This window comes from Christiangramia gaetbulicola (assembly GCF_003054225.1).
GTDB classification, from domain to species: domain Bacteria; phylum Bacteroidota; class Bacteroidia; order Flavobacteriales; family Flavobacteriaceae; genus Christiangramia; species Christiangramia gaetbulicola.
Map to the genome: position 1 here is coordinate 1,117,068 of NZ_QBKQ01000001.1, position 15,590 is coordinate 1,132,657.

The 15,590-nt window shown below is 38.7% G+C and carries 13 protein-coding genes; 10 read left to right on the forward strand and 3 right to left on the reverse strand.

Annotated elements, in window-relative coordinates:
* Window positions 1-56: 56 nt before the first annotated feature.
* The 5 genes from C8P64_RS05080 to C8P64_RS05100 all read left to right on the forward strand — a co-directional run bounded on the left by C8P64_RS05080 (window position 57) and on the right by C8P64_RS05100 (window position 7,278).
* Window positions 57-3,302, forward strand: a complete 3,246-nt coding sequence (locus C8P64_RS05080) for a DUF4175 family protein (protein WP_108170937.1) — start codon at window positions 57-59, stop codon at window positions 3,300-3,302.
* Window positions 3,283-3,717: an rRNA maturation RNase YbeY gene (gene ybeY, locus C8P64_RS05085; RefSeq protein ID WP_108170938.1), complete on the forward strand. Its 435-nt coding sequence runs from the start codon at window positions 3,283-3,285 to the stop codon at window positions 3,715-3,717. The genes C8P64_RS05080 and ybeY overlap by 20 nt, the downstream gene beginning before the upstream one ends.
* 15 nt (window positions 3,718-3,732) lie before the next feature.
* On the forward strand, window positions 3,733-5,604 hold the full coding sequence (gene mnmG / locus C8P64_RS05090; RefSeq protein ID WP_108170939.1) for a tRNA uridine-5-carboxymethylaminomethyl(34) synthesis enzyme MnmG: 1,872 nt from the start codon (window positions 3,733-3,735) through the stop codon (window positions 5,602-5,604).
* A gap of 38 nt (window positions 5,605-5,642) precedes the next feature.
* A complete protein-coding gene (locus tag C8P64_RS05095) occupies window positions 5,643-6,512 on the forward strand; it encodes a class I SAM-dependent methyltransferase (RefSeq protein ID WP_108170940.1) in 870 nt (289 codons plus the stop codon).
* 211 nt (window positions 6,513-6,723) lie between these two features.
* Entirely contained in the window at window positions 6,724-7,278 is a 555-nt protein-coding gene (locus C8P64_RS05100; RefSeq protein ID WP_108170941.1) for an OmpH/Skp family outer membrane protein, read from the forward strand.
* A gap of 70 nt (window positions 7,279-7,348) precedes the next feature.
* Here C8P64_RS05100 and C8P64_RS05105 read toward each other — a convergent pair whose 3' ends face one another.
* On the reverse strand, window positions 7,349-7,744 hold the full coding sequence (locus tag C8P64_RS05105; RefSeq protein WP_108170942.1) for a DoxX family protein: 396 nt from the start codon (window positions 7,742-7,744) through the stop codon (window positions 7,349-7,351).
* A 2-nt stretch (window positions 7,745-7,746) separates the two neighbouring features.
* Window positions 7,747-8,904 carry a DNA polymerase III subunit gene (locus C8P64_RS05110; RefSeq protein ID WP_108170943.1) on the reverse strand — a complete coding sequence of 386 codons (1,158 nt, stop codon included), beginning with the start codon at window positions 8,902-8,904 and terminating at the stop codon, window positions 7,747-7,749.
* A gap of 74 nt (window positions 8,905-8,978) precedes the next feature.
* Between C8P64_RS05110 and C8P64_RS05115 the strand changes: the two genes are divergently transcribed.
* Genes C8P64_RS05115 through C8P64_RS05125 form a run of 3 tightly spaced genes read left to right on the forward strand, consistent with a single transcriptional unit; the run spans window position 8,979 to window position 12,803 of the window.
* On the forward strand, window positions 8,979-10,163 hold the full coding sequence (locus tag C8P64_RS05115) for a phosphoglycerate kinase (protein ID WP_108170944.1): 1,185 nt from the start codon (window positions 8,979-8,981) through the stop codon (window positions 10,161-10,163).
* A 49-nt stretch (window positions 10,164-10,212) separates the two neighbouring features.
* Window positions 10,213-11,799 carry a lytic transglycosylase domain-containing protein gene (locus C8P64_RS05120; protein WP_108170945.1) on the forward strand — a complete coding sequence of 529 codons (1,587 nt, stop codon included), beginning with the start codon at window positions 10,213-10,215 and terminating at the stop codon, window positions 11,797-11,799.
* Between the two features lie 23 nt (window positions 11,800-11,822).
* On the forward strand, window positions 11,823-12,803 hold the full coding sequence (locus C8P64_RS05125; RefSeq protein WP_108170946.1) for a DUF4837 family protein: 981 nt from the start codon (window positions 11,823-11,825) through the stop codon (window positions 12,801-12,803).
* Window positions 12,804-12,856: 53 nt separating this feature from the next.
* On the opposite strand, the gene tatA is transcribed toward C8P64_RS05125, so the two are convergent.
* Entirely contained in the window at window positions 12,857-13,063 is a 207-nt protein-coding gene (gene tatA / locus C8P64_RS05130) for a twin-arginine translocase TatA/TatE family subunit (RefSeq protein WP_108170947.1), read from the reverse strand.
* Window positions 13,064-13,220: 157 nt separating this feature from the next.
* Between tatA and C8P64_RS05135 the strand changes: the two genes are divergently transcribed.
* Together C8P64_RS05135 and C8P64_RS05140 are read left to right on the forward strand one after the other, a co-directional pair.
* Window positions 13,221-14,090 (forward strand): M23 family metallopeptidase, encoded by an 870-nt coding sequence (locus C8P64_RS05135; protein ID WP_108170948.1) that lies wholly within the window; start codon window positions 13,221-13,223, stop codon window positions 14,088-14,090.
* Window positions 14,091-14,093: 3 nt separating this feature from the next.
* Window positions 14,094-15,587, forward strand: a complete 1,494-nt coding sequence (locus tag C8P64_RS05140; protein WP_108170949.1) for a GH3 auxin-responsive promoter family protein — start codon at window positions 14,094-14,096, stop codon at window positions 15,585-15,587.
* Window positions 15,588-15,590 lie beyond the last annotated feature (3 nt).

A 15,590-nucleotide genomic window follows, 5' to 3' on the forward strand; every position in this document is an offset into this window, starting at 1 on the left:
TACATCCTGAATAAGTACTAATTTTATTGTATTTTTAAGGAAACATTGCATTGAAAATGGGGAATTTCGGGCTGGTGCAGCAAAAACTGGAAGCTTTTATAAAAAAGTATTATTTAAATCTAATACTTAAAGGGAGCATACTGTTTTTGGCTACCGGTCTTCTTTATTTTTTATTGGTAGTAAGCCTGGAATATTTTCTTTGGCTTTCAACAACGGGTCGAAGTATTCTCTTCTGGTTATTCATCCTGGTAGAAGTCCTGCTGCTTTTTAATTTCGTAGGGATTCCCTTGTTCAAAGTTCTTAAGATCTCCAAAGGAATTGATGAATTCGAAGCTTCAGAAATTATTGGAAAACATTTTCCTGAAGTGAACGATAAGCTTACCAATTTGCTTCAGCTTAAAAATGATTCCCGGCAAAGTGATCTTTTGATCGCCAGTATAGATCAAAGATCAAAAGAACTTACCCTGGTACCTTTTTCAGGAGCAATCGATCTCAGGGAAAATAAAAAATATCTACGCTATGTGGTCCTGCCATTATTGATCATTCTTGGTTTGTTTGCTGCCGGAAAAGCCGAGGTGATTACCAAAAGTTTCAGCAGGATCTCAGATTATAATACCACCTATCTAAAGCCAGCTCCTTTCCAGTTTATAATTAAGAATGATCAATTAAAGGTTAGGGAAGGGGAGACCTTAAAATTGCAGGTTAGAACCGTTGGAGATTATAATCCAGAAAGTGTGCAGATCGTTCTTGATGGAAATGAGAATTTCATGAAACAGATTTTGCCCGGAATCTTTGAATATTCCATTTCAGGAATTTCAGAAGACTTGGAATTTAAGCTCAGGTCTAACGAGGTTTCTTCAGGAGAATATAAAGTTGAAGTGATCATGGTTCCCAAATTATTGAATTTTGAAATGGATCTGGATTATCCTTCCTACACCGGTCTTAATGATGAAAAACTTGCCGGTACTGGAAATATTACCGTTCCAGAAGGCACTAAAATCAACTGGAATTTCAATACAAGGAATACTGATCTTATCATTTTCAAAATAGCAGATTCCACTATTAAAGTAAGGGCTAAAGATGGGAAGGCTAATTTTCAAAAAACGCTGGGTTCTAATTTGGATTATTCGGTGAGCTCCTCCAATAGTCTGGTAAAGGATTTTGAAAATCTGGACTATGCGGTAAAGGTAATTAAAGATCAATTTCCCGAAATAAGGGTTATTTCTGAAAAGGATAGTTTAAATTCTGATATACAGTATTTTAAAGGTGAAATTTCAGATGATTATGGGTTAAGTAGGCTTGAACTGGTCTATTTTACTGAAGAAACCGAAGAAAAGCCCGAAAGATTGGTAATTCCTGTTTCAAAAGAGAGTTACGATGAATTCCATTTTAGTTTTCCTGGTAATCTTCAACTAAAGCCGGGCAGGAGTTATAATTACTTTTTCAGGGTTTATGATAATGATGCGGTAAACGGATCCAAATCTTCCCGATCTGCTACATTTTCATACCGCAAAAAGACGCTGGAAGAATTACAGTACGAGCAGTTGCAGGAACAAAATGATGCGATAAAGAATATGGGTGAAAGATTGGAAGAGTATGAAAAATCTGACGAGGAATTGAAGGAGATCTCTAAACTTGAGAAAGAGAAAGATGAGCTTAATTATAATGAAAGAAAAAAGCTGGAGGAATTTTTAAAGCGACAGAAGAAGCAAAATGAAATGATGAAAAGCTATTCTGAAAAGCTGGAAAAAAGTCTTCAGAAAAATGACGATCAGGAGAATTCTCCGATGAAAGAGGAATTGAAAAAAAGGCTGGAAAATAATGAGAAGAGACTGGAGGCAAATGAAGAATTATTGAAAGAGCTGGAAGAATATTCTGAAAAGATCCAGAAGGAAGATCTCGGTAAAAAACTCGATGAACTTTCAAAGCAAAATAAAAATAATCAAAGGAATCTTGAGCAACTTTTAGAACTGACCAAACGCTATTACGTAGAAGAGAAAAAACTAAAACTAGGTCGTGATCTGGAGAAACTTGCCGATGAGCAGGAAGAGCTTTCAGAAAAGAAAGATGAAAACACTGCTGAAGAACAGGAGGAGTTGAATAAAGAATTCGATAATTTCAGAGAGCAAATGGATGAGCTGGAGAAGGAGAATGAAAAATTAAAACAGCCACAGGAACTGGATAGGGAAGAGGTAGAGGAAGAAAGTATTCAGAAAGATCAAAAAGAAGCTACCGAGAGTTTAAAACAGAAAAATGATTCTGAAGCCAAACCCAAGCAAAAGGATGCGGCAAAGAAAATGAAACAAATGAGCCAGCAAATGCAACAATCTTCCATGGCGCAACAGCAGGAACAACTCGAAGCAGATGCTGAAACCTTAAGACAGATCCTGGATAATCTTATAGTATTTTCATTTGAACAGGAAGATCTTTTAAATGAATTTAAAGTGATTCAACAAAGCAATCCCAGGTATGCGGGCAGGCTCAAAGAGCAAAGCAATCTAAGAGAAAATTTCAGTCATATAGATGATAGTTTGTACATGCTGGCCATGAGAAATCCTATGGTGAATGAGGTGATTACCGATAAGCTTACGAACATAGAATTTGATATTGAAAAGTCTATCGAGAGACTTTCAGAAAATGAGATCCCCCAGGGAACTTCAAGTCAGCAATACGTGGTTACCGGCGCTAATGATCTTGCCAATTTACTGGACCAGATCCTTGGTTCCATGCAGCAAATGATGGCTAATCCTCAATCTGGAAATGGTAAGGGCGGTCAGGAATTTCAGCTTCAGGATATTATAGAGCAGCAGCAGCAGCTTTCAGAAAAGATGAAAGAAAAGTCTGATGGCGAGAAAGAACAAAAAGAAGGTATGCGGCAAAGTGAGGGTGAAGGACAAAGCGGGGAACTTTATGAGATCTATAAAGAACAACAGATGCTGCGTATGCAAATGGAACAATTAATGCAGGAGAATGGTATGAAATCTGGCGACGCGGCAGTGGAAGAAATGAAAAGGATAGAAGAACAACTGCTCGATAAAGGATTCGATCCTGAGACAGCGAGGAGGATGCAACAACTGCAATACGAATTGCTTAAATTCGAGAAGGCACGAAAACTTCAGGGAACCGATGATAAACGAAAATCTGAAACAAACAGATTAGACTATGAGAACGGTCTTAACAATCAGATTGATAGGGCTAAAGAATATTTCAATTCTACTGAAATTTTAAACAGACAAACCTTACCTTTGCGCCAAATTTACAAAGAGAAAGTAAAGGATTATTTTGGAAAAGGGAGAGATTAACTTTTTTAGTGAAAATGATTTTAAGCTCAAGCAGGAAAATGATTTTCGAAAATGGGTAGAGCGCGTCATAGAATCAGAAGATAAATATGTTGGTGACATCAATTTTATTTTTTGCGATGACGAATATTTACTTGATATAAACGTAAAATATCTCGACCACGATACCTACACCGATATTATTAGTTTTGATAATGGGATAGGGAATACTTTACACGGAGACATTTTTATAAGCACCGAAAGGGTAGAGGAAAATGCTTCGAATTTCAACGTAGATTTTATAGAAGAATTAAAACGTGTCGTGATTCACGGCGTGTTGCATTTTTGCGGATATCAGGATAAATCTGAAAGGGATAAGGAAATGATGCGACGCAAGGAAGAAGAAAAAATCAAATTGTTCCACGTGGAACAATCATAAAAATTAGATCAGGATATGTTCGATAAGCAGTATGATGTTATTGTTGTTGGAGCGGGGCATGCCGGAAGTGAGGCAGCTGCTGCAGCCGCAAATATGGGTAGTAAAACCCTTCTTATAACCATGAATCTTCAAAACATTGCTCAAATGAGTTGCAACCCTGCTATGGGTGGTATCGCCAAAGGGCAGATCGTGAGAGAGATCGATGCTATGGGAGGTTATAGTGGTATTATAAGTGATACCAGTGCTATCCAGTTCAAGATGCTTAATAAATCTAAAGGACCTGCTATGTGGAGTCCGAGGGTACAAAGCGACCGAATGAGGTTTGCGGAGGATTGGAGGATCAAACTGGAGCAAACTCCAAACCTTGATTTTTATCAGGAAATGGTAGCTGGTCTAATTATAAAAAATGAAAAGGTCGTTGGAGTTCGTACTTCTCTCGGACTTGAAATAATGGCTAAATCTGTAGTATGTACCAATGGTACTTTTTTAAATGGATTGATCCATATTGGAGATAAACAATTTGGGGGAGGTAGAGCAGGAGAAAGAGCCGCAACCGGAATCACTAAAGATCTAATTGATGTTGGTTTTGAAGCCGGCAGAATGAAGACAGGAACCCCACCAAGAGTAGATGGAAGATCACTGGATTATTCTAAAATGGTGGAGCAACCGGGAGATGATATTCCAGGGAAATTTTCATTTTCAGACGAGACTAAACCACTTACTAAACAACGTTCCTGTCACATGACCTATACCTCTAATGAGGTGCATGAAATTCTTAAGGAAGGTTTCGATAGGTCTCCAATGTTTAACGGTAGAATTAAAAGTATAGGACCAAGATATTGTCCTTCTATTGAGGATAAAATAAATCGTTTTGCAGATAAGGACAGGCATCAACTTTTCGTGGAGCCAGAAGGATGGAATACGGTTGAAGTATATGTAAATGGATTCTCAACTTCGTTGCCAGAGGATGTTCAGTTTAAAGCTTTACGTTCTGTAGAAGGATTCGAAAATGTAAAATTCTTCCGTCCGGGATATGCTATAGAATATGATTATTTTCCACCTACGCAGTTAAAGCATACCTTAGAAACTAAACTGGTAGAAGGTTTGTATTTTGCTGGACAGATCAACGGAACTACTGGTTATGAAGAAGCAGCCTGCCAGGGAATGATGGCTGGTATAAATGCTGCTTTAAAAGTTCAGGAAAGGGATGAGTTTATCCTTAAACGTAATGAAGCATATATAGGTGTTCTTATAGATGATCTAATTACTAAAGGTACAGAAGAGCCATATAGAATGTTTACTTCCCGAGCAGAATATAGAACTTTATTAAGACAGGATAATGCCGATTTCAGGTTAACCGAAAAGTCTTATAATTTAGGTCTTGCTTCTGAAGAGCGTATGCGTAAAATGGAACAGAAAAAAGAGAAGTCTTTTAAATTTGTTCAGTTTTTGAAAGATCTTAGTGTGGTTCCTGAAGAAGCGAATCCGGTTCTTGAGAAAAGAAAATCTTCTCCAATGAAACAAAGTGATAAGGTCTTTAAAGTTTTTTCCAGGCCACAGATCACCATGGAAGATGTGAAGAATTTTAGTGGAGTAGAGGAGTTCATTTCTGAAAATGATCTCGATGAAGAGATGATCGAACAAACCGAAATTCAGGTGAAATATTCCGGATATATTCAGAAGGAAAAAAATAATGCCGATAAGTTGAACCGTTTGGAGGATATCAGAATTCCGAATAATTTTGATTACTCAAGGATCAAATCCATGTCTTACGAAGCGAGGGAAAAATTGAAAAAGGTTCAGCCAACAACGATTTCTCAAGCATCAAGAATCAGTGGAGTTAGTCCGAATGATATTTCGGTTTTACTGGTTTATATGGGTAGATAATTTTCCAATGTTCCACGTGGAACATAGCAATTGAATTTTTGATTACAACAGAAAAAAAATACAGCACTCAGATCCAGGATGAGCCAAAACTGGTTTGCAAAGATCATTTGGTAACTGGAGAAGAATTTCAAATTTCAGAATACGAAAATGGAATTCTAAGAACAAAACCTGTTCCTTCAGATCTTGGTAAATATTACGAGAGTGAAAATTATATTTCTCACAGTGATTCCAAAAGCGGTTTACAGGATAAGATTTATCAACTTGTAAAATCTCACATGCTTTCTAAAAAAGCGAAGTGGGTGAGAAGGTATTTTAAGCAGGGAGATATTTTAGATTTTGGAGCGGGTACCGGAGAGTTTTTAAATAAGATGAAAAAGTTCCTCTGGAATGTAGACGGAGTAGAGCCAAACAAAACTGCCCGGGATCTTGCCATCTTAAAAGGGCTGAATTTAAAACCCGATCTTTCAGAACTCAGGATCAAGAAATTTGATGTTATAAGCTTGTGGCATGTTTTGGAACATCTGCCAGATCTGGAAAAAAAGATCCAGGAATTTTATGATCTTTTAAACGAGGATGGAATTTTGATCATTGCCGTTCCTAATCATAGATCTTATGATGCGGAATTTTATAAAGAGGATTGGGCAGGCTGGGATGTGCCCAGACACCTCTGGCATTTTTCCAGAGAAGGACTTACCGAAAAGTTTTATGATTTCAATTTTGAACTGGTAGATGAAAAGCCTTTAAAATTTGATTCTTATTACGTAAGCCTTTTAAGCGAAAAAAATAAAAACTCTTCAACCAATCCTTTAAATGCATTCTATCGGGGATTCGTCTCTAACCAGAGAGCCAGGAAGACTGGAGAGTATTCTTCTATCGCTTATTTCTTTAAAAAGACACCCAAAACTTAATTTAAGCCATTTATAGGCTGTTTTACTTTATTTAGCTTGTCGTTTATTAGCTATAAAGCGAATATGCTCTTAAAACGCTTAAAAACGCACCGTTTTTTATAGGTGTACGCTATATTAAAAATAATAACCATAGAATTTTACTATTACTAATAAAAATAAGGCTTTGGTAGAAAAAATACTTTTATACATTTGCCTTTCAAAACAAAAACTTATGATCAAAAGATTTATTGGAGTTGCAGCAATTGCAATTATGATGGTTTCATGTAACGAGCAAAAAACTGCTTATGTAGACACCACAAAAATTGTTCAGGAATATAAAGAGATGAAAGATGTGGAAGCAGAGTTCACCTCTAAATCAGATTCAGTGAGAAAACAACTGGATTCTGTAGCTCGGGTTTTTCAGCAGGAAGTTCAGGCCTACCAGTCTGAAATGAATTCAATGTCTGATGCTCAGCGTAAGGAAAAAGAGCAGCAGTTGATGCAAAAGCAGCAAATGCTACAACAGCAGCAACAAATGCAGAGCAATCGTCTTAGAGAGCAGAGTTCTGCGATCATGGATTCTATTGTAACCAAGATCAAGGATTACGTGAAAGATTACGGTAAGGAAAATAACTATACTTATATCTTTGGATCTAACGAGAGCGCGAACATCATGTATGCTGAAGAAGGTTTAGATATTACTCAGGATATTCTAAAGAAAATGAACGAGGAATATGGTGGAAGTGATGCTGTGGAAACTGAAACTACCGAAGAAGTAGAGGACTAGTTCCAACTCATATCAAATAAAAAAAGCTTCAGATACCTCTGAAGCTTTTTTTATTCTATTTATTTTGGGGTTAACTTAAAATGTAAACCCCGAACATGCAAACTATAAAGTAACCGGTTAGGGTGAAGGCTCCCGCATAATCCTTGGCAATTCGCTGCCCGAACAATAACATCAATAAAGTAATACAGGAAAGTACACAGGTATATAAAGCCATATTGGAATCTATCCCTGCCAGGATATGATAAAGGCTTATAATAGCCATTAAACCGGTGATCACTTCAATAACTAAAATTATAGCGACCATTAACGGTACGATGCCTGAAAGTATGGTGCCTGAAAAATGATCTTTTAACCATCCTGTATTACCACCCCAGTCGGTAGCTTTATCTATTCCAGACTGCAGGAAGGTGATGAGGATGAAAATAAGGATAAGGATCTCGGTAAAGTTCGAAGTAATGTTTTCCATATTTATGCGGCTTTTTTATGTAAAAATCGGGTTAGTTTTATCGAAAGATCGGTAAGGATTATTTTAGCGTTACCATTACGCTCTATATGATAAATGGCCTTTTCCAGGGCATCTGTTATTTCCATGATATTATTCCCGTGAACAAAAGGCGCAAAATTTTCCAGTTTGAATTTTTCTGCCGTAGGTTCAAGATAGACCAGCGTTTTTGCCTTGTAGTTCATTAAAAGCGACTGCCGGAAAAAATCCATACAGTATAAAAGGAAGCTCTTTTGGGTCTCCCTGCCTAGCGCGGCGATCTCTTCACTCCAGGCAACCAGTTCCAGCACGGTAGATTTATTTCCTTTTGCCTTAAAGGCACTTCTTATCCAGCTGATGAACCAGGCTTCGAATTGTTCGTCGCCAGCGTTCTTTTTCAAAATATGGATAGCTTTCGTGTAATCTCCATTCGCCTGGTGGGCGATCTTTTTTGCCAGAGATTCCTCACAGCCCTCACGTTCTATAAGTGCCTTGCAGATGTCTGCTTCTCCCAGCGGAGGGAAATGCAGGCTCTGGCAACGGGAACGAATGGTCTGTATAATGTTCTCCTCGTCTTCTGCTACCAGGATGAAAACCGTATTTTTTGGTGGCTCTTCAATGAGCTTCAGTAATTTATTAGATGCGGCAATATTCATTTTTTCAGCCATCCAGATGATCATCACCTTAAAACCTCCTTCATATGCTTTTAAGGAAAGAGATTTTACAATATCCTGGGCCTCATAAACGCTTATTTGTCCCTGTTTGTTCTCTACTCCTAAGTTCTGATACCAGTCATAAAGGCTACCGTAAGGATTGTTCTTTACAAAGCTTCTCCATTCCTCCAGAAAATGAGAGGAAACCGGGTTTTTTTTCACCTTTTCATTACCGGCTACGGGGAAGGCAAAATGCAGATCTGGATGAGATAAATTCCTGAATTTCAAATTGCAGCTTGCCGACTCTTCATTGTTGTTTTCTCCATCTGTATTTTTGCACAAAATGTACTGTGCATAAGCTATGGCCATAGGCAGAACGCCACTTCCCGGTTGTCCCGTAAAAAGTTGGGCATGGGGAATTCGGTTTCTGTCTGCGGTGGTCGTCAGATGATTTTTTATGTGTGGAAGACCAATTACATCGTTAAAAAGCATAGGCAAATATAAAATTATATAGGCTTTATTATCTTCGGAAAAATTTATATTTGTAAGAAAGCAAAAGCAATACTATGAAAACTATAGACGATTACAATTTTAATAATAAAAGGGCACTTATAAGAGTTGATTTCAATGTTCCTCTAAATGATGAGATGAAAGTGACCGATGCAAATCGGATTGAAGCAGCTAAGCCAACAATTATTAAGATTCTCGAAGATGGTGGTAGTGTTGTGCTTATGTCACATTTAGGAAGGCCTAAAGGAAAAGAAAGCAAATATTCTTTACAGCATATAACCTCTAAGGTTTCTGAAGTCCTTGGGGTGAAGGTGAAATTTGTTGAAGATTGCGTTGGTGAAGAGGTTGAGAAAGCCGCAGCCGATTTACAGTCTGGTGAAGTGCTTCTTCTGGAAAACCTTCGTTTTCATGAAGAAGAAACCAAAGGAGATGAGCATTTCGCAGAACAACTTTCAAAACTGGGAGACATCTATGTAAATGATGCCTTTGGTACTGCCCACAGGGCTCATGCTTCCACAACTGTAGTAGCTAAATATTTCGAAGACAAATGCTTTGGGTATTTACTGGCTAAAGAGATCAAAAGTCTTGATAAGGTATTAAACAGTAAAGAGAAACCTGTTACTGCCGTTCTTGGTGGAGCAAAAGTTTCTTCTAAAATCACCGTAATTGAAAACATACTTGATAAAATAGATCATCTAATTATAGGTGGAGGGATGACTTATACCTTCATTAAGGCACAGGGAGGCCATATAGGGAATTCCCTGGTCGAAGATGATAAGCAGGAACTGGCACTGGAAATACTTAAAAAGGCCAAGGAAAAAGGAGTGGAAGTACACCTTCCAGTAGATTCTATTATTGCCGACAGTTTTTCTGAACAGGCAAGTACTCAGACAGAAAGTGTAGATAATATTCCTGACGGCTGGATGGGATTGGACGTAGGTCCGGAGACTGTTAAGAATTTTTCTGATGTCATCAGTAAATCCAAGATCATCCTTTGGAATGGACCTTTAGGAGTATTCGAAATGGATACTTTCGCAAAGGGAACTATCCAGTTGGGTGAAGCGATCGCTGAAGCTACTAAACACGGTGCTTTCTCTTTAGTTGGAGGAGGGGACTCTGTTGCAGCTGTTAAAAAATTCGGACTCGAAGATAAGGTAAGCTACGTTTCTACCGGTGGTGGAGCGATGCTTGAGATGCTTGAAGGAAAATCCCTTCCGGGAATTGAAGCAATTAAAAAGTAAAGAGGTACGAAATTTGATTACTTTCCGTTCGTTAATGTAAAATGAATTTATGCTGAAACGAAAATATTTTATGTTATTGCTCCTTGCCGGGATGTCTACCCTGGCACAGGAAAAGAAGAACAAGGAAAGGGTTGAAAAGGCTAATTTCAGGGTTCAGATATTTCAAAAGAGCGATGACACAGAGATCAAACTCGCAGAGCCTGATCCTGAATTTAGAGACAAACTGCCAATTTCTGCAGCAATTAGAGATTCCTCGAAGGTAAAACTGAAGGATCTCCCCCATGCAAAAACGATAGATTCGTTATGGAAGCTTGAACTTACTAATTCAGATCTTTTCGAGGATATGCAAAAAAGCATTCGCGAACAGGATTATGAAGAGGTGGTCTATAAAGAACTTCCAACAGATACTTTAAAAGCCCGACTGGCAAAATTAAATGCCAGAACGCCTTTTAATATTGAATACAATCCAATCCTGGAAAGTGTTATAAAGTCTTACCTGAAGCGAAATAAGCAGGGTATGGAGCGCCTAATGGCCTTGAGCACCTATTATTTCCCAATGTTCGAACAGGAACTGGATAAATATGACATTCCTTTAGAGATCAAATACCTTGCGATCGTAGAATCTGCCCTAAACCCAAAGGCTAAATCCAGAGTTGGAGCTACGGGACTTTGGCAGTTCATGTTTACCACTGGTAAAATGCACGGCCTGGATGTAAGTTCTTATGTAGACGAACGTATGGATCCGGAAAGGTCTACTGAGGCTGCTGCACAATACCTTGCCAGCCTGTATAAGGTTTTTGGAGATTGGGACCTGGTACTGGCTTCTTATAATTCTGGCCCGGGAAATGTTTCCAAGGCTATTCGAAGAAGCGGTGGATCTACAGATTACTGGCAATTAAGGAGGTATCTTCCACGTGAAACAGCAGGATATGTTCCTGCATTTCTGGCTACTATGTACCTTTTTGAATATGCAGATGAGCATAATTTCCAGCCTAAGAATCCAGATGTGGTCTATTTTGAAACCGACACCATCCAGGTAAAACAATTACTTACTTTCGACCAGATCTCCAAGGTAACAGGTGTGGAAAATGAAATGCTTCAGTTTTTAAATCCAAGCTATAAGCTAGGGATCATTCCGTTTGTGGAAGATGAAAAATATAGCCTAAGGTTACCAAAACCTGCTTCAGGAAAATTCGTGAGCAACGAAAGCGCCATCTATAATTTCGCTGAAACTCAAATAGCCGAGGAAAAGAAAGAACTTCCTAAATACGTAGAGACTGAAGATCGTATTCGCTATAGAGTAAAAAGCGGTGATTACCTCGGGAAAATCGCAGAACGTTATGGAGTAGGAGTTAGCAGCATCAGGAGATGGAATAATATGCGTAGCAATAACATCAGGGTAGGGCAATATCTTACGATCTACCCACGGAAACCGGTAGAGGTTGCCAGTAGCAAAAAGGCCTCTGAAACTAAGAAGAGTTCAAATCCCAGATTCTATACGGTGAAAAGTGGAGACTCACTTTGGAGTATTTCTAAAAAGTTCCCGGGCGTTACGGTACAGAATTTGCGGTCATGGAATGATATGAACTCAAATAGTCTTAAACCGGGCATGAAAATTAAGATTTCCAAAGGTTAAGACCACTAATCAAATCCGATAAAATGAAACGTAGCTTAATCCTGCTAGCCAGTATTTTTCTAATTATTTCCTGTAATGACGGGAAAACCAAAAAGGAAAGAAGGATCCTTTCAGATTCCTCAGGAAACATTAACCAACTAACCGTAGTGATAGAGAATGAACTCTGGGAAGGAGAGGTAGGAGAAGCGATTAGAACTAATTTTGCAGCGCCGGTAGATGGTCTGCCTCAGGAGGAACCTTTATTCAGTTTAAGCCAGATCCCGCCAGAAACCTTTTCTGGTTTCGTTAGAAACAGCCGGATCTTTTTAAAAATAGAAGATTCTACCCCTAAGGGTATGGACCTTTTCGAAGATGAATTTGCCCGTCCGCAAACCGGAGTGGTGCTTATGGGAGACAATTCTGAAGAGTTAATCGATGTGATTAACGAAAAGTCAGATTCTATCGTAAAGCTTCTTAAAAAGACAGAATTGACCGAAAAACAGCGAAGAATACGTAAGTCTTTGAAGAAAGATGATGCTCTTAGCGAGAAATTTGGATTAAAATTAAAGTTTCCTTCAGCTTACAGATACGCAAAAGAGGATGAACATTTTTCCTGGATACGTAAAGAGATCCCTAAGGGAAGTATGGAGATCCTGGTATATGAAGTGCCTATCAACCAGATCGAGAATGATTCCAGCGTTATTGCGAACATTATAGAGATGAGAGACTCAATTGGAGAAGCTCAGATTCCTGGTCGTTTAAAAGGTTCTTATATGATCACTGAAAAGGCTTATGCGCCTTACCTTTTCGAAACGGAGATAGACGGTAAATTCGCTTATGAAACTCGTGGTACCTGGGAAGTGGCCAATGATTTTATGGCTGGTCCATTTGTGAACTACGCGGTGAAAGATGAAGAGAATAACCGCTTTGTGATCCTGGAAGGTTTTGTATTCTCACCATCGAGAGGAAAACGGGATAATATATTCGAGCTGGATGCGATACTGCAATCGGCAGAATTTGAATAAATAAAAAACCCAACTGAAAAGTTGGGTTTTGTTTTTTTATATAAAAGCCTGTGTTACTTTTTTTCTTCAGAAACCTTATTGTCGTCTGATGTTGTTCCTTTTTCGTCGTCTTTAGAAGCGTCCTTGAATTCTTTAATTCCACTACCAAGTCCTCTCATCAATTCAGGAATCTTACGTCCTCCAAAGAGCAGCAATATTACAACCACAATTAAAATGATCTGTGGAGCTCCTATAGCTAAAGGCAAAATAAATGCATTCATGTCTTTTAATTTAGTTTTACAAACTTAGCAAGAATTCACCAATTTAAACGTTAAGAAGGCAATAATTTGACTCTCATTAGTGTCAGCTTTAATTACTTATCTGGCATTATTAAAGAGGAAATTATTTAATTTATCTTTGTAGAACCTAATAAAGGCTATGGCTCAAAATAACAAACCAAAAAAGAAGTTCGCGAAGAAACTGCTTCATAAGTACCGTATGGTCGTTCTTAATGAGGATACTTTCGAAGAACGTTTTTCTTTCAGGCTTACCCGCCTAAATGTATTTGTGACCGTTGGTTTATCTGCCATATTTCTTGTGGTCATTACCACCATTCTTATCGCTTTTACTCCGCTAAGAGAATATATACCGGGCTATTCCTCGGCAGAACTTAAAGAAAGAGCAACTAATCTTTCCTATGTTTCAGATTCCCTGCAGAATGTAATACGAATGAACGACCAGTATCTTAGTTCGATTAAGAATGCTCTTACAGGAGATCTGGATACTGAGCAACTTAACCGTGATTCGATCTTAAGTCAGCCAATTACTGATGCTGAATATGAAGAAATAAATCGGATAAAAGCAGATTCCCTGCTGAGGGAAGAAGTAGCCCAGGAGGATAAATACAATATTCTACCTACGGCGACAGACGATATTAATTTCTCTCTTTTTCCGCCGGTGAAAGGATCCATATCAGATCCTTACAGCATAGAAGATAAACATTATGCGGTAGACATCGTTACTTCCCGTAATGCGCCCATTAAGTCTATTGCAGACGGCAGGGTTATCTTTGCTGAATGGACCGCAGAAACGGGTTATGTAATTATCATAAAACATAGCTATGGCCTTATTTCGGCCTATAAGCATAATGCTTCTATTTCAAAATCCCAGGGTGATATGGTTAGAGCAGGAGAAGTGATCGCAACAGCCGGAAATACCGGCGAATTAACTACCGGGCCTCACGTGCACTTTGAATTATGGAATGAGGGAAATCCGGTTGACCCTTCAGAATACATTGATTTCAATTAAAATATGTCTATAAAGTCTTTTGCAGCTAAAATATTCGCCTCACACATCAGGAAAAAGATCGATAAATGGGCCGCGAATCCTCATGATACCCAGCAGAAAGTTTTTGATGAACTAATCAAAACAGCCAGAAACACCAGGTTTGGTAAGGATCATGATTTTGGTGAAATAAGATCACATGCAGATTTCGTGCAAAAGGTTCCGGTTCGGGACTATGAAGAACTTAAGAATTATGTAGATATGATGGTTGCAGGCAAAGAGGATATCCTTTGGCCGGGGAAACCATTGTATTATGCCAAGACTTCCGGAACTACGAGTGGGGCAAAATATATTCCGCTTACCAAGGAATCCATGCCAACTCATATCAACGCGGCCAGGAATGCTATTCTATGTTATATCGCCGATACCGGCAAGTCTAAATTTGTAGATGGGAAAATGATCTTTCTACAGGGAAGTCCGGAACTTGACGAGAAGAATGGCGTTAAACTGGGCAGGCTTTCAGGGATTGTAGCGCACTATGTGCCAGGATATTTACAGAAGAACCGTATGCCGAGCTGGGAAACGAATTGTATAGACGACTGGGAGAGAAAAGTAGATGCGATCGTGGAGGAAACTCTGCCGGAAGATATGTCTGTGATTAGCGGTATACCTTCCTGGGTACAGATGTATTTTGAAAGGCTTATCGATAAGACCGGAAAAAAGGTAGGTGATATTTTCCCTAATTTTGATCTGTTCATTTACGGAGGCGTGAATTATGAGCCCTATCGCTCTAAATTTGAAACGCTGATAGGCAGAAAAGTGGACAGTATTGAGCTTTACCCTGCTTCTGAAGGTTTTTTTGCTTTTCAGGACAAACAGGATGTAAAGGGAATGCTGCTTCAGCTGGACTCGGGTATGTTCTATGAATTCATCAAAGCAGATGAGTTCTATTCAGAAAACCCTGAAAGACTGCTTTTAAAAGATGTTGAAGAAGGAGTGAATTACGTAATGATCATTTCTTCTACAGCCGGTTTGTGGGCTTATAATATCGGGGATACGATTCAGTTTACTTCCTTAAAGCCTTACCGGGTGATCGTTTCTGGCCGGATAAAACATTTTATTTCAGCTTTTGGAGAGCATGTTATCGCTAAAGAAGTTGAAGAGGCCATGCAGGATGCGGTTGCCGAAACAGGTGCAGAAATTAGTGAATTTACAGTGGCGCCGCAGATAAATCCTGACGGAGAAGAACTTCCCTACCATGAATGGTTCATAGAATTTGAGCAGGAACCGGAAGATTTAAATAGATTTGCTGATATTATTGATAAATCTTTACAAAAGCAGAATTCCTATTACCTGGACCTTATCAAGGGAAATATTCTGCAGCGACTTAAGATCACAAAAATCCCCAGGAACGGATTTCAGGATTATATGAAATCTATCGGGAAACTTGGTGGGCAGAACAAGCTTCCAAGATTATCTAACGATCGCCAGATCGCAGATAAACTCAAAAATATTATTTAAAAA

Bases quoted from the DNA above. Each gene is read 5' to 3' on its own strand.
- C8P64_RS05125 (WP_108170946.1), top strand. From the start codon at position 11,823: ATGAAACGTAGCTTAATCCTGCTAGCCAGTATTTTTCTAATTATTTCC.
- tatA (WP_108170947.1), bottom strand. From the start codon at position 13,063: ATGAATGCATTTATTTTGCCTTTAGCTATAGGAGCTCCACAGATCATT.
- C8P64_RS05110 (WP_108170943.1), bottom strand. From the start codon at position 8,904: ATGCTTTTTAACGATGTAATTGGTCTTCCACACATAAAAAATCATCTG.
- C8P64_RS05105 (WP_108170942.1), bottom strand. From the start codon at position 7,744: ATGGAAAACATTACTTCGAACTTTACCGAGATCCTTATCCTTATTTTC.
- C8P64_RS05135 (WP_108170948.1), top strand. From the start codon at position 13,221: ATGGCTCAAAATAACAAACCAAAAAAGAAGTTCGCGAAGAAACTGCTT.
- C8P64_RS05115 (WP_108170944.1), top strand. From the start codon at position 8,979: ATGAAAACTATAGACGATTACAATTTTAATAATAAAAGGGCACTTATA.
- mnmG (WP_108170939.1), top strand. From the start codon at position 3,733: ATGTTCGATAAGCAGTATGATGTTATTGTTGTTGGAGCGGGGCATGCC.
- C8P64_RS05080 (WP_108170937.1), top strand. From the start codon at position 57: ATGGGGAATTTCGGGCTGGTGCAGCAAAAACTGGAAGCTTTTATAAAA.
- C8P64_RS05100 (WP_108170941.1), top strand. From the start codon at position 6,724: ATGATCAAAAGATTTATTGGAGTTGCAGCAATTGCAATTATGATGGTT.
- C8P64_RS05120 (WP_108170945.1), top strand. From the start codon at position 10,213: ATGCTGAAACGAAAATATTTTATGTTATTGCTCCTTGCCGGGATGTCT.
- C8P64_RS05140 (WP_108170949.1), top strand. From the start codon at position 14,094: ATGTCTATAAAGTCTTTTGCAGCTAAAATATTCGCCTCACACATCAGG.